Origin of the sequence: Curtobacterium sp. PsM8, from assembly GCF_030433875.1 — a bacterium.
In the GTDB taxonomy this organism is placed as follows: Bacteria; Actinomycetota; Actinomycetes; order Actinomycetales; family Microbacteriaceae; genus Curtobacterium.
Window position 1 is genome coordinate 1 of sequence record NZ_JARUXD010000018.1, and the last position, 12,855, is coordinate 12,855.

At 72.2% G+C, this 12,855-nt stretch carries 11 protein-coding genes; 5 read left to right on the forward strand and 6 right to left on the reverse strand.

Features of this window, described 5'->3' with window-relative positions; translation table 11 throughout:
• Positions 1 to 123 precede the first annotated feature (123 nt).
• The 6 genes from QCD68_RS06125 to QCD68_RS06150 all read right to left on the reverse strand — a co-directional run bounded on the left by QCD68_RS06125 (position 124) and on the right by QCD68_RS06150 (position 5,344).
• Positions 124 to 1,374 (reverse strand): Nramp family divalent metal transporter, encoded by a 1,251-nt coding sequence (locus tag QCD68_RS06125; protein WP_301222404.1) that lies wholly within the window; start codon positions 1,372 to 1,374, stop codon positions 124 to 126.
• A gap of 134 nt (positions 1,375 to 1,508) precedes the next feature.
• Positions 1,509 to 2,204 carry a CGNR zinc finger domain-containing protein gene (locus QCD68_RS06130; RefSeq protein WP_111043514.1) on the reverse strand — a complete coding sequence of 232 codons (696 nt, stop codon included), beginning with the start codon at positions 2,202 to 2,204 and terminating at the stop codon, positions 1,509 to 1,511.
• A gap of 9 nt (positions 2,205 to 2,213) precedes the next feature.
• Positions 2,214 to 2,720: a SprT-like domain-containing protein gene (locus QCD68_RS06135; protein WP_301222405.1), complete on the reverse strand. Its 507-nt coding sequence runs from the start codon at positions 2,718 to 2,720 to the stop codon at positions 2,214 to 2,216.
• Positions 2,717 to 3,529 carry a hypothetical protein gene (locus QCD68_RS06140; RefSeq protein WP_111073966.1) on the reverse strand — a complete coding sequence of 271 codons (813 nt, stop codon included), beginning with the start codon at positions 3,527 to 3,529 and terminating at the stop codon, positions 2,717 to 2,719. The genes QCD68_RS06135 and QCD68_RS06140 overlap by 4 nt, the downstream gene beginning before the upstream one ends.
• Positions 3,530 to 3,638: 109 nt before the next feature.
• Entirely contained in the window at positions 3,639 to 4,367 is a 729-nt protein-coding gene (locus QCD68_RS06145; protein ID WP_301222406.1) for a hypothetical protein, read from the reverse strand.
• Positions 4,368 to 4,501: 134 nt separating this feature from the next.
• A complete protein-coding gene (locus tag QCD68_RS06150; RefSeq protein WP_111073964.1) occupies positions 4,502 to 5,344 on the reverse strand; it encodes a spermidine synthase in 843 nt (280 codons plus the stop codon).
• 132 nt (positions 5,345 to 5,476) lie between these two features.
• Here QCD68_RS06150 and QCD68_RS06155 point away from each other — a divergent pair, with 132 nt between their 5' ends.
• The 5 genes from QCD68_RS06155 (at position 5,477) to rpoB (ending at position 12,832) form a co-directional block, all read left to right on the forward strand.
• A complete protein-coding gene (locus tag QCD68_RS06155) occupies positions 5,477 to 5,986 on the forward strand; it encodes a hypothetical protein (protein ID WP_301222407.1) in 510 nt (169 codons plus the stop codon).
• Positions 5,983 to 7,248 (forward strand): sensor histidine kinase, encoded by a 1,266-nt coding sequence (locus tag QCD68_RS06160; protein WP_301222408.1) that lies wholly within the window; start codon positions 5,983 to 5,985, stop codon positions 7,246 to 7,248. Before QCD68_RS06155 ends, QCD68_RS06160 begins: the two co-directional genes overlap by 4 nt.
• Positions 7,245 to 7,943, forward strand: coding sequence for a response regulator transcription factor (locus QCD68_RS06165; protein WP_301222409.1), 699 nt, complete (start codon positions 7,245 to 7,247; stop codon positions 7,941 to 7,943). The genes QCD68_RS06160 and QCD68_RS06165 overlap by 4 nt, the downstream gene beginning before the upstream one ends.
• Before the next feature lie 416 nt (positions 7,944 to 8,359).
• The gene (locus QCD68_RS06170; protein ID WP_301222410.1) at positions 8,360 to 8,983 is read left to right on the forward strand and encodes a hypothetical protein; all 624 of its coding nucleotides are present in this window, start codon (positions 8,360 to 8,362) and stop codon (positions 8,981 to 8,983) included.
• Between the two features lie 360 nt (positions 8,984 to 9,343).
• Positions 9,344 to 12,832, forward strand: coding sequence for a DNA-directed RNA polymerase subunit beta (gene rpoB, locus QCD68_RS06175; RefSeq protein ID WP_111073959.1), 3,489 nt, complete (start codon positions 9,344 to 9,346; stop codon positions 12,830 to 12,832).
• Positions 12,833 to 12,855 lie beyond the last annotated feature (23 nt).

Below are 12,855 nucleotides of genomic sequence, written 5' to 3' on the forward strand. Positions count from 1 at the left end.
GGCTGCTCTGTGCGGTCGGGTGCGCTCGGTGTGCGCTGCCGCGCCGGCCCGCCCGCCCCCCCGCGCGCCCGCGCGGCGGCCGGGGGCGGCCCCCCCCCCCCCCCCCCGCCCCGCCCGGTGTCCTCAGCCCGTGGCGGTGAGCACGATCAGCGCGATGTTCAGCGCGACGATCACCGCCGCGATCAGCCACGCGAGCACCTTCGTGCCGAGCGCGTTGACGTCGTCACCCATGACGCTCCGCCGTGACGTGTAGGCCACCAGGGGGACGATCGCGAAGGTGATCCCGAAGCTCAGCACCACCTGGCTGATCACCAGCAGCTGCGTCGGGTCGTACCGCAGCGCCAGCAGGACGATCGCCGGCACGAGCGTGACGAGGCGCCGTACGACGAGCGGGACCCGCACGTGCAGCAGCCCGTGCATGATCTCCGCCCCGGCCATGCAGCCCACCGAGGTGGACGCGAGGCCGGACGCCAGCAGCCCGACCGAGAAGAGCACCCCGACCACGGGGCCGACGTTCTCGGCGATGGCGTGCTGCGCTCCCGGGATCGAGTCGGTGCCGGACACCCCCTGCAGGGTGGCCGCGGCGAGCACGAGCATCGCGATGTTCACCCCGCCCGCGAGGACGAGCGCCAGCGCGACGTCCCACCGGGTCGCGACCAGGATGCGCCGCCGCTCCGGGCCGACCGGGGTGTCGCCGTGCCGGTCGCGCGCCAGAGCCGAGTGCAGGTACACCGCGTGCGGCATCACGGTCGCGCCGAGCATCGACGCGGCGAGCAGCACCGAGTCGGAGTCGGCGAACCGCGGGGCGATGCCGGCGACGAGTGCCGCGGGGGAGACCTGCGCGAACAGCAGTCCCGCGCAGAACCCGACCGTCAGCACCGCGAGCATCGCCGTGACGACGGCCTCGAAGGTCCGTGCGCCCCGGTGGTGCTGGAGCAGCAGGATCGCCATCGAGACCACGCCGGTGATGAGCCCGCCGACGACCAGGGGGACGCCGAAGAGCAGGTGCAGGGCCAGGGCGCCGCCGATCACCTCGGCGACGTCGGTGGCGGCGGCGACGACCTCGGCCTGGGCCCAGAACAGCAGGCGGGGCGTGCGGCGCATCCGCAGGCCGAGCAGCTCCGGAAGGGACCTGCCCGTGACGATGCCGAGCTTGGCGGAGAGGTACTGGACGACGACGGCACTGGCGTTCGCGGCGATCAGGACCCAGAGCAGCAGGTAGCCGTAGCGGGCGCCGGCGGTCAGGTTCGCGGCGACGTTGCCGGGGTCGACGTAGGCGATGGCCGCGACGAACGCCGGACCGAGGAGCCCGAGTCCGGCGGCGCGGCGACCGGGCGGGCGCTGGCCCACGACCGGGGTGGCGGTGTCCGTCATGCACCCACCATGCCAGAGGTTTCGGCGTACCGAATCCAGACTTTCGGTGCGCCGTCCGTTCTACGCGGATCCTCGCCCACGCTCCGGACGCCGCGCGCTGCGCTCAGTTCAGGCGGCCGCGCGCTGCGCTCGGTTCAGACGGCCGCGCGGCGGGCCCGGTGGGCGCGGACCTTCGCCCGGTTGCCGCAGCGCTGCATCGAGCACCAGCGCCGGGTGCCGCCGCGCGAGGAGTCGTAGAACACGAGCCCGCAGTCCGGCGCGGAACAGCGGCTCAGACGCGCCGGGCGTCCGTCCGCCTCGACGTCGTCGAAGCCGACCTCGGTGAGCAGGGCCACGGCGTCGCGCGCGACACTCGACAGCGCCTGCGCCAGCCGCACCCGGTTCGCCCCGGCGCGGCGTCGGCCACCCGGGAGGCTCGGGGGCACGTCCGGCAGGGCGGCGAACAGGTTCACCGTGTCGATGTCGTCCGGCACCGGACGCGTCCGGCCGGTCCCTGCGCGGAGTCCTGCGGCGACCGCGGTCCGCTCGGCGGCGGAGTCGGCGGGTGCCGGGGCGGCGGCGGTGGCCAACCGGGCGATCGCGGCTCGGAGCGCCCGGGCGTCCTGCAGCTCGCGGGCGGTCGCGCCGACGTCGATCGGTTCGGTGTGCAGCCCCAGCCACTCGTCGAGGTCTGCCGGGGTGGCCAGCAGCTCCCCGAGGTGTCCGCGGGGACGTCGGCGGTCCGGGTCGTCCGCGAACCCGCCGGTGTGTGCGAAGTCCAGGGCGATCCGGCCCGCGTCGAAGAACCACGAGGACCCGGCATCGGTCCGGATGTCCTGGCCTGTTCGCATCCGCCCAGGCTAACGGGTGAGCGGCGCGCCTCCGGCATGATCTGCCGAAGCTGGGGTAGCCGTTCCGCTCCGGCGGTGCCAGGTGATGACGTTCCGTTCGTCGAACCGCCGCCCGCAGCGTGCACACGCCAGCGGTCGGGTGGGCGTCCGGTACCGGAAGTGCTCGTGCCCCGCGGGGCAGGTCCCCACCCACGGAGCGAGTTCGCTGGCGATCGGGCCGTCGTGCAGCCGTGAGCCCGTGTACCCGAGGCCCTGGGCCGTCCGCCGCCACGTGGGACCGTGGCCGGCGCGCGGCCCGCTCAGCGCGTGCGCGATCTCGTGCAGCAGCACCTGATCGACGTCCTCCGGGGTGAACCGGACCGCCAGGTGCCGACTCACCGTGATCCGCCGCCGCGCGAAGTCGCACTGGCCGGCGCGGGTCTTCGCGTTGTCGAACGCGAAGGTCCACGAGCCGTCGGGCAGGTGGTCGCCCATCAGTTCCGCGGCACGGGTCCGTACGTCGTCGAGCAGCGTCACTCGTCCCGGTCCGTGCGCGACGGACGGGCCAGTCGACCCCAGAGCGAGTCGCCCTCGGTCCGGGCGGCGTCCGGAGCGCCGAGCACCCGTCGCGGGGTCGTCGGCAGCGGCGTGGCCGGCTCGGCCGCACGCGGCGTGGGCTCGGCGTCGGTGCGCACCGCGAAGTCGCGGGCGGTCCGGGGACGCTCGGCCTCGGGTTCCGCCGCCGGCTGCGTCATGGAGGCCCGGAGTGCGGCCTCGACGGCGGTCCGGAGCGCCTCGGTGCGCTCCGCCGGGGCGCCGGCAGCGCGGAACGCGTCGTACGACCGGCTGAGGACGGCGCGGGCCTCCTCGAAGCGGGACAGTTCGTAGAGGGACCAGCCCTCGAGTTCGGCGGCGGCGCCCTCGAGCTCCGGCCACTCTTCGGTCGCGGCGGTGTCCCGCGCCATCGAGGCCTCGGTCGCGGCGCGCTCGTACCGGCCGAGGTCGTGCAGGATGTGGGCGCGGCGGATCCGTGCGGACACCTTGTCCTGGCGCTCACCGGTGAACATCGTCAGGCGGAACACCTCTTCCGCGACGGTCAGCGCCTCGTCCAGGCGGCCGAGCAGCCGGAGCAGCTCGGCCCGTTCGGCCAGCGCGTCGGTGCTGCGGCTCTGCCCGAGGTCGCGCAGGCGGTCCTGCACGGCCTGGACGTCGACGGCGGGGCGCAGGCTGATCGGCGCGAAGGTGCTGCCCGGGCTGACCCCGGCGGTCACCGGGGCGGCATGACGGGGCTCCCGGGCCTGGTCGGCGCGGTCGTGGTCTCGGCGTTCGTCGGGCGGGAGGGACATCAGGGTCGAGGGTATCCGCGTCGCCCCGGGAGGTGACCGTGCCACGCGCACGAACGCAGACGGCCCGCCCCGGGAGTCCGGGACGGGCCGAGTGGCGTCGAGCTGGTGGTCACATGCCGGAGACGGATCCGGCGATGGCGCTGGCGTACAGGGCGATGGCCACGACGGCGGCGACGAGGGCGAGCACGACTGCCAGGACACCCCAGACGCGTCCCCGCTTGGTGGCGATCGCGATGATCCCCTGCACGATCGCCCAGAGGCCGAACAGCGAGCCGATCCCGAAGACGACCATGCCGGTGCCGAGCGACGACATCGCGGCGGGGTCCTGCATGAGCTGGCGCTGGAGTTCCTGCGGGTCGCCCGCGCCACCGTTCGCCGCGTAGTCCTGCAGGGCCTGGCTGTTCCCGAGGCCGTTGCCGAGCAGGACCCCGGCGACGACGCCGAGGACGAGCGCCACGACCCCGACGAAGAAGGCGATGACGCCGACGGTCTTCTTCTTCTTGGCAGGCTCGTCGTACGAGTGCCAGGCGGGGGCTCCGGCCTGCTGCTGGTTGCCGTACTGCTGCGGCTGCCCGTACTGCTGCGGCTGCTGCCCGTACTGCTGCGGCTGCTGCCCGTACTGGTCGCCCGGTTGCCCGTACTGCTGCTGCCCGTACTGCTGGTGCTGCTGCTGGTCGTGCTGACCCCACTGCGGCGCCGACTGCTGCTGGTACTGCTGCGTCGGCTGGTCATCGGAGCGGGGTGCGCCGCCCTGCTCCGGGCTGACGCGCTCGCCGTAGCGCGGCTGCTCGCGCTCGCCGTAGCGGGGCTGTTCCTCGTTGCGATCGTCGTTGGTCATCGGCGGCCTCCTCGTGGTGTGCGGTCGCGCGCTGGCGCGGCGTGCTCCGACCATCCTGGCAGCGTCCCCCGCCCGGGGTACGGCGCCCGCGCGATCCGCAGCGAGGCCCCAGGTCGGCGCGAACCCGATCGTGCTCAGGCGCCGAAGACCGACTTGTTCGGCTCGGGCGACCCGACGGCCGTGGTGTCGGTGACGATCGGGGCGCCCGCGATGAAGGCCCGCAGCTCGTCGCCGTGCACGACCTTGCTCGGCAGCGGGTCGGACGAGTACCGCCGGGGCATGTCCGCGATCGGCAGCTCGCCGGGGGAGCCGAGCAGCACGATGTTGCCGAAGCGCCGACCCTTGAGCATGCCGGTGTCCGCGACCGCCGCCACCGAGGGCAACACCGACTGCAGCGTCGACGCCTGCCCCCGGGCGAAGGCCAGGCCGGCCCCGTCCGCGACGTTCACCGCGACCATCCCGGTCGGGGACAGGAACGACGCGACCGACCGGTAGAACTCGACACTCGTCACGTGCGCCGGCGTGCGGGCGCCCGAGAACACGTCGACGACGGCCAGGTCGACGGTGCCGCGGAGTCCGGCCGGCAGCTTCTCCATGACCTCGCGGGCGTCGCCGTACCGCACCCGGATCGACGCGCCGCGGGGGAACGGCAGGGCGTCTCGGACGTGGTCGACCAGGTCCCGCTCGAGCTCGATGACCTGCTGCCGCGAGCCCGGCCGGGTCACCGCCACGTACCGCGGCAGGGTCAGCGCACCGGCGCCGAGGTGCAGCGCCGTGACCGGCCCGGGCGGCAGCAGGTCGATCGCGTGCCCGATCCGTCGGATGTACTCGAACGCCAGGTGCGTCGGGTCCTCGAGGTCGACGTGCGACTGCGGCGTCCCGTCGACGACCAGGGTGAACGACCCCGGTCGGTGCCGGTCCGGCTCGACGACCGCGTACCCCGCACCCACCCGGAACCCGTCGAACGCATCAGCCATGCGTCCATGGAACACCACCCGGACCCCCGCCCGGTCCCCACCCGTGGGTGGTGGGCCGGCGGACGTCCCCTGGCGACGATGGGACCACCGGCGGGGAACACCCCGCCGGACCACGACCGGGAGGCCCACCCCATGTCCGTCCAGCTCCTCACGAACGTCGTCATCGGACTCGCACTCGTCGGGTACCTCGCCTGGAAGCAGTCCACCTGGCAGTTCCTGGACCCGGCCCGGATCTGGCGCGGCCCGGTCGTGATGGCGGGCATCGGCATCGTGGTCCTCGCCCAGAGCGCCGCCACGATCGACCCGCAGGACGTCGTCTTCCTCGGCATCGAGGCGCTGCTCTCCGTCGGCATCGGCCTGGCGATGGGCAGCCGCACACGCTTCCGCACCGTCAGCGCCCCCGACGCGAAGGGACGCACCCTGCAGTCCCGCACCGGCTGGATCGGTGCCGCCCTCTGGGTCGCCCTGATCGTCGTCCGCATCGGCCTCGACGTCGTCGGCGCCCACCTCGGTGCACATCTGCTCACCTCGACCGGCGTCATCCTCCTCATGCTCGCCGTCAACCGTGCCGCCCGTGCCCTGGTCGTCGACCAGCGCCTCCAGCACGACGCCCGCGCCGCCCGCGGCATGATGGTGGGATGACCGACCTCCGCGGCCCCGAGGGGCGTGCCGCCGGGACCGACTCCGCACGGGGCCGGTCCCGCGCCGGGTTGTCGATCGGGCTCAACGCGGTCGGCATCGTCGTCGTGGCGTTCTGGTTCGTCCGCAACGGCGTCGCCCAGGAGCTGCCCGTCTGGGTCTGGGTGGCCGGCACCGTCGCGCTCGCCGCCTGGGCCGTCCGCGAGTACGCACCACCCCGCGTCGCCGTGCCCGCCGCCGTGCTGATGGTCGGCGCCGGGTCGCTCGCGGTCGTCCACACCGACGGGCTCCTGCTCGTGCCGGTCATCATCGGGCTCGTCGTCCTCGAGGCCGCGCCGGCCCTGCCCGTCTGGGTCGCCGTCGTCGCCGCGCTCGCCGCCGTCGTGGTCGTCGCCGCGGTCGCCACGGCCGCCGGCACTTCGGTCGCCCTGGTGCTCGGCACCTCGCTCGGCCTGGCGCTCGGCGTCGTGATCGGCGTCAGCCGCCGACAGCTCCGGGTCGCCGCCGAGCAGGCACGCGTCCTCGAGGAACAGGCCCGCCAGGCGGACCGCGACCAGCAGCGGGCACGTCTGCTCGCCGACCGGGCGCGGGTCGCCCGGGACGTGCACGACGTGCTCGCGCACTCGCTCGGCGGCCTGGTCCTGCAGCTCGACGCGGTGGAGGCGCTCCTCGAAGCCGGCCGCGTCGAGGACGCCCGGCAGCGCGCGACCGACGCCCGGGCCCTCGCCGCCGACGGACTCACCGAGGCGCGTCGGGCGGTCCGCGCGCTCCGCGACGACCAGCCCGACGACGCCGCTCCCGCGGGTACCCCCGGACCGGACGCGGGTGGTGTGGCGGAGTCGCCACGGGCCTCCCGACCGGCCGGTGACGGCATCGCCGCCCTCGTCGACGCACACCGCTCCTTCGGCGGCACCGCCGTCGTGCAGGGCGACCTCGACCTGCCCGACGTCGACGAGGCCACCCGCGCGGTCGTCGTCTCCGCCGTCCGGGAGGCCCTCAGCAACGCCCGCAGGCACGCCCCCGGCCGCCCCGTGTCCCTGTCCGTCATCCGGGACGGCGACGCCATGGACGTCGTCGTCGCCAACCCCGTCGCCGCGGACGGACACGGTCTGCTCGGGATGCGCGAGCGGTTCGCCGAGCTCGGCGGGGACGCGACCGTCGAGGCCGAGCGGTCCGACGGCGAGTTCGTCGTCGCGATGCACGTGCCGGTCGCGCAGGACGTCGAGCGTCCGGCCGTCGGCGGCACGAGCGGTCGGACCTCGTGACGATCCGGGTCCTGGTCGCCGACGACCAGGCGATCGTCCGCGACGGTCTGGTCACGGTGCTGTCGCTCGTCGACGACCTGCAGGTCGTGGGCGAAGCCGAGGACGGCGCGGCCGCGGTGGCGATGGTCGCGGCGCTCACCCCGGACGTGGTGCTCATGGACCTGCGGATGCCCGTCCTGGACGGAGCCGCGGCGACCGGGCGGATCACCGCCGAGCACCCGGGGACCGCGGTCCTCGTGCTGACGACGTACGCGGACGACGACTCGATCCTCACCGCGCTCGCCGCGGGGGCCCGGGGGTACCTGACGAAGGACGCGGGGCGGGCGGAGATCGCCACCGCGATCCGGGCGGTGGCGTCGGGGCAGACGACCTTCGATGCGACCGTGGGCGCGATGGTCCTGGCACGGTTGGCGGCCGGGGGCACGGGCGTCGGAGCGGCTGCTGGTGCTGGTGCTGGGACTCGTGCTGCGGAGCCGAGCGCGGCGGCCGGGGCGCCCGACGTTCGGCAGCGGTTCCCGGAGCTGACCCCGCGCGAGGCCGACGTGCTGACCCGCATCGCCGAGGGTCGCACCAACCCGGAGATCGCCGCCGAGCTGTTCCTCACCGTGCCGACCGTGAAGTCGTACGTCAACCAGGTCTTCGCGAAGCTCGGTGTCCGCAGTCGGGCGGAGGCGGTCGCCCGCGTCCTGCGTTGACGCTGCCCGTCGCCCGCGGCGATCCTGCGCCCGGTGGCGGCTCCTCGCCCGTGCTGGCTCAGGTCCTGGTCGATGCTCCTGCATCGACGGACAGGAGACGTCAAGCCTCGCGACGTACCGTGGACGGGTCCTCGCGACGACGAGCGACGCGACCGCGGATCCCCACCGATCGGTCGTGCCCGTCGTCCCGGTCCCCATCAGACCGCGTGGTCGACTGCCCTCCCACCGGCAGCCGCCCGCGTGCCCGTCGGGACCGACCCGGACGCCTGCCCGACGACGAGCCCCGCGCCCGTCGCGGGTCCCGGCGACGTGCTCCGCGTCCACCCGCACCGCTGCGACCCGCACCGCCCTCACCAGCACCGCGGCCAGCACACCCCGCACGACGTCCGGGCACCCACGCCCGAAGGAGCACCCCCATGACCGCCGACACCCTGTCCGTCCCCGTCCGACCGAGCCGACCGGGCTGGACCCCGACGCACGCTCCGGCTCGGGTGCGGAGCGAGGCGGGGGCGGGTCGGGCCTCCCGTCCGCTCGTCGAGGACCACCAGGGCGCACCGGTCTGGATGCGCGCCGTCGGCGGGGTCGTCCTGACGGCCGGGCTCGCGCTCACCGCGGCCGTCCTGGCCTGGCCGGGGGACGCGCCCGAGTCCGCCCTGCTGATCCCGGGCCTCGTCGCGGTCGTCGTCGGTGTCCTGGCGCTCGTCGCCCGGGCCGGCCTGACGGTCACCGAGGACGCGGTCGTCCTGCACTTCCGCCCACTCCCGCCGCGTCGGATCGCCCGCCGCAGCATCACGGCGGTCCGGGTGACCGAGGCGGATGCGCACACCTACGGCGGCATCGGCCTGCGGATCGGTCGTCGACGGCGTGCACTCGTGCTGACGCCGGGGCCCGGCGTGGAGATCACCGACGTGTCGGGGCGGACGACGTTCGTGCGGAGCGACCGGCCCGAGGACGCGGTGCGGGCGCTGGTCGGGGCTGCCCGATCGGGCTCCGCTCTGGCTCCCGCCGAGGGCTCCGCTCTGGCTTCCGCCGCGGGATGAGACAGGTCGTCCGGCGCTTATACACGCCGGACTCGATCTCGGTCAAGCCAGGGACTGGACAGCGCACTGCCGAGCCACCTATGATGACAGTTCGCGCTCCCTGGCATCCGTGTCGTCATATTGCGGTCGACCGAGTTCCACGAAGACGCCTCTCAGCAGGTGCTTCGCTGAACACGCCTGGTGATGCCGGTCCCGTATATGGCGGCGGGACCCGCTCACCGATCATCCCACACGCGGCTCCGGACCCGGAGCACACCGTACTCGTGTCCTGATCACCGGGTTGCGCCGAGCGATCTATCCACTCACCTACACACTGCTTCGTCAGTGTCGGCCCGACGGGGCCTACCGGAGGTCACACCCTTGGCTGCTGCGCCCAACGCATCCACCAACCCCAAGAACGGTCGCAACCACTCGCGACTCTCGTTCGCCAAGATCACGGACACCCTCACGGTTCCTGATCTGCTCGCCCTCCAGACGGAGAGCTTCGACTGGCTCGTCGGCAACGACGCATGGAAGGCCCGCCTCGCCGAAGGGCAGGAACAGGGTCGTACCGACCTCGCGCTGCACTCCGGCCTCGAGGAGATCTTCGAGGAGATCTCCCCGATCGAGGACCTCGGCGAGACCATGCAGCTCTCGTTCACGTCCCCGGAGCTCGAGGACCCGAAGTACTCGATCGACGACTGCAAGGAGCGCGGCAAGACCTACGCCGCTCCGCTGTACGTCAACGCCGAGTTCATGAACCACATGACCGGTGAGATCAAGACGCAGACGGTCTTCATGGGCGACTTCCCGCTCATGACCGAGCGCGGCACGTTCATCATCAACGGCACCGAGCGTGTCGTCGTCTCGCAGCTCGTCCGCTCGCCGGGCGTGTACTTCGAGCGTGCGCAGGAGAAGACGTCCGACAAGGACATCTACTCGGCGCGCATCATCCCGTCGCGTGGCGCCTGGCTCGAGTTCGAGATCGACAAGCGCGACCAGGTCGGCGTGCGCATCGACCGCAAGCGCAAGCAGTCCGTGACCGTCTTCCTCAAGGCCCTCGGCCTGACGAGCGAAGAGATCATGGAGGAGTTCCAGGGCTTCGCGTCCATGGAGTCGACCCTCGAGAAGGACGCCGTCCTCACGAAGGAAGAGGCGCTCAAGGACATCTACCGCAAGCTGCGCCCGGGCGAGCAGGTCGCTGCCGAGGCCGCGCGTGCGCTCCTCGACAACTTCTACTTCAACTCCAAGCGCTACGACCTGGCGAAGGTCGGTCGCTACAAGCTCGACCGCAAGCTCGGCATCGACGCCCCGCTGTCCGACTCGGTGCTCACCGTGCAGGACATCGTCGCGACGATCAAGTACCTGGTGTCCCTGCACGCCGAGCGCACCACCATGGACGGCGTCCGTGACGGTGAGCCGGTGCAGCTCCGCCTCGACGTGGACGACATCGACCACTTCGGCAACCGTCGCATCCGTGCGGTCGGCGAGCTCATCCAGAACCAGGTCCGCACCGGTCTGTCCCGCATGGAGCGCGTCGTCCGCGAGCGCATGACCACGCAGGACATCGAGGCCATCACGCCGCAGACGCTCATCAACGTGCGTCCCGTCGTCGCTGCGATCAAGGAGTTCTTCGGGACGTCCCAGCTGTCGCAGTTCATGGACCAGAACAACCCGCTCGCGGGTCTGACGCACAAGCGTCGCCTGTCGGCCCTCGGCCCGGGTGGTCTGTCCCGTGAGCGTGCCGGCGTCGAGGTCCGTGACGTCCACCCGTCGCACTACGGCCGCATGTGCCCGATCGAGACCCCGGAAGGCCCGAACATCGGCCTGATCGGCTCGCTCGCGTCCTTCGGTCGCATCAACTCGTTCGGCTTCATCGAGACCCCGTACCGTCGCGTCGTCAACGGCGAGGTCACGAAGACGATCGACTACCTGACCGCCTCGGAAGAGGACGAGTTCGTCGTCGCGCAGGCCAACGCCCCGCTGACGAGCACGTTCCACTTCGCTGACGACAAGGTGCTCGTCCGCAAGAAGGGCGGCGAGGTCGAGCTCGTCGGCAAGGACGAGGTCGACTACATGGACGTCTCGCCGCGCCAGATGGTGTCGGTCGCGACCTCGCTCATCCCGTTCCTCGAGCACGACGACGCGAACCGCGCCCTCATGGGTGCGAACATGCAGCGCCAGGCCGTGCCGCTCCTCCGCTCCGAGTCGCCGCTCGTCGGCACCGGCATGGAGGGCTACACCGCCATCGACGCCGGCGACGTCATCACCGCCGACAAGGCCGGTGTCGTCTCCGAGGTCTCGGCCGACGCCGTGACCCTGCAGCTCGACGAAGGTGGCACGCAGACCTTCTACCTGCGCAAGTTCGACCGCTCGAACCAGGGCACCAGCTACAACCACCGCGTGATCGTCAGCGCCGGTGAGCGTGTGGAGCAGGGCGAGGTCATCGCCGACGGCCCCGCGACGGAGAACGGCGAGCTCGCGCTCGGCAAGAACCTCCTCGTCGCGTTCATGCCGTGGGAGGGCTACAACTACGAGGACGCGATGATCCTGTCGCAGAACCTCGTGAAGGACGACACGCTCTCCTCGATCCACATCGAGGAGTACGAGGTCGACGCCCGCGACACCAAGCTCGGCAAGGAAGAGATCACCCGCGACCTGCCGAACGTCAGCCCGGACCTCCTGGCCGACCTCGACGAGCGCGGCATCATCCGCATCGGTGCCGAGGTCCGCCCCGGCGACATCCTCGTCGGCAAGGTCACGCCGAAGGGCGAGACCGAGCTGTCCGCCGAGGAGCGCCTGCTCCGTGCCATCTTCAACGAGAAGTCGCGCGAAGTCCGCGACACCTCGCTCAAGGTGCCCCACGGTGAAGAGGGCACGATCATCGGCGTCAAGGTGTTCGACTCGCAGGACGGCGACGACGAGCTCGGCTCGGGCGTCAACCAGCGCGTGGTCGTCTACATCGCCCAGAAGCGCAAGATCACCGCGGGCGACAAGCTCGCCGGTCGTCACGGCAACAAGGGCGTCATCTCGACGATCCTGCCGGTCGAGGACATGCCGTTCCTCGCGGACGGCACCCCGGTCGACATCGTCCTCAACCCCCTCGGCGTCCCCGGACGCATGAACTTCGGCCAGGTGCTGGAGATCCACCTCGGGTGGCTCGCCAAGCAGGGCTGGCAGGTCGAGGGCATCCAGGAGTGGGCCGAGAACCTGCCGGAAGCCGCGCACAGCGCAGCCCCCGGCACGAAGGTCGCCACCCCGGTGTTCGACGGTGCGTACGAGCGCGAGATCGAGGGTCTCCTCGACTCCACGCTCCCGAACCGCGACGGCGAGCGTCTGATCGGTTCCTCGGGCAAGGCGCAGCTCTTCGACGGCCGCTCCGGCGAGCCGTTCCCGGAGCCCGTGTCGGTCGGCTACATGTACATCCTGAAGCTGCACCACCTGGTCGACGACAAGATCCACGCCCGTTCGACCGGCCCGTACTCGATGATCACGCAGCAGCCGCTGGGTGGGAAGGCGCAGTTCGGTGGACAGCGCTTCGGCGAGATGGAGGTGTGGGCGCTCGAGGCATACGGTGCCGCCTACGCCCTCCAGGAGCTCCTGACGATCAAGTCCGACGACATCCTCGGCCGCGTGAAGGTCTACGAGGCGATCGTCAAGGGCGAGAACATCCAGGAGCCCGGCATCCCGGAGTCGTTCAAGGTCCTCATGAAGGAGATGCAGTCGCTCTGCCTGAACGTCGAGGTCCTCTCGGCGGACGGCCAGGCGGTCAGCCTCCGCGACACGGACGACGAGGTCTTCCGTGCCGCTGAAGAGCTCGGCATCAACATCTCCTCGCGGTTCGAGTCGTCGTCCGTCGACGACATCTGATCCCGCCCGCTGAACACGTTTCG

Coding starts and splice junctions, on each gene's coding strand:
- QCD68_RS06125 (WP_301222404.1), bottom strand. CDS start 1,374: ATGACGGACACCGCCACCCCGGTCGTGGGCCAGCGCCCGCCCGGTCGC.
- QCD68_RS06170 (WP_301222410.1), top strand. CDS start 8,360: ATGACCGCCGACACCCTGTCCGTCCCCGTCCGACCGAGCCGACCGGGC.
- QCD68_RS06150 (WP_111073964.1), bottom strand. CDS start 5,344: ATGGCTGATGCGTTCGACGGGTTCCGGGTGGGTGCGGGGTACGCGGTC.
- QCD68_RS06130 (WP_111043514.1), bottom strand. CDS start 2,204: ATGCGAACAGGCCAGGACATCCGGACCGATGCCGGGTCCTCGTGGTTC.
- QCD68_RS06140 (WP_111073966.1), bottom strand. CDS start 3,529: ATGTCCCTCCCGCCCGACGAACGCCGAGACCACGACCGCGCCGACCAG.
- QCD68_RS06145 (WP_301222406.1), bottom strand. CDS start 4,367: ATGACCAACGACGATCGCAACGAGGAACAGCCCCGCTACGGCGAGCGC.
- QCD68_RS06155 (WP_301222407.1), top strand. CDS start 5,477: ATGTCCGTCCAGCTCCTCACGAACGTCGTCATCGGACTCGCACTCGTC.
- QCD68_RS06160 (WP_301222408.1), top strand. CDS start 5,983: ATGACCGACCTCCGCGGCCCCGAGGGGCGTGCCGCCGGGACCGACTCC.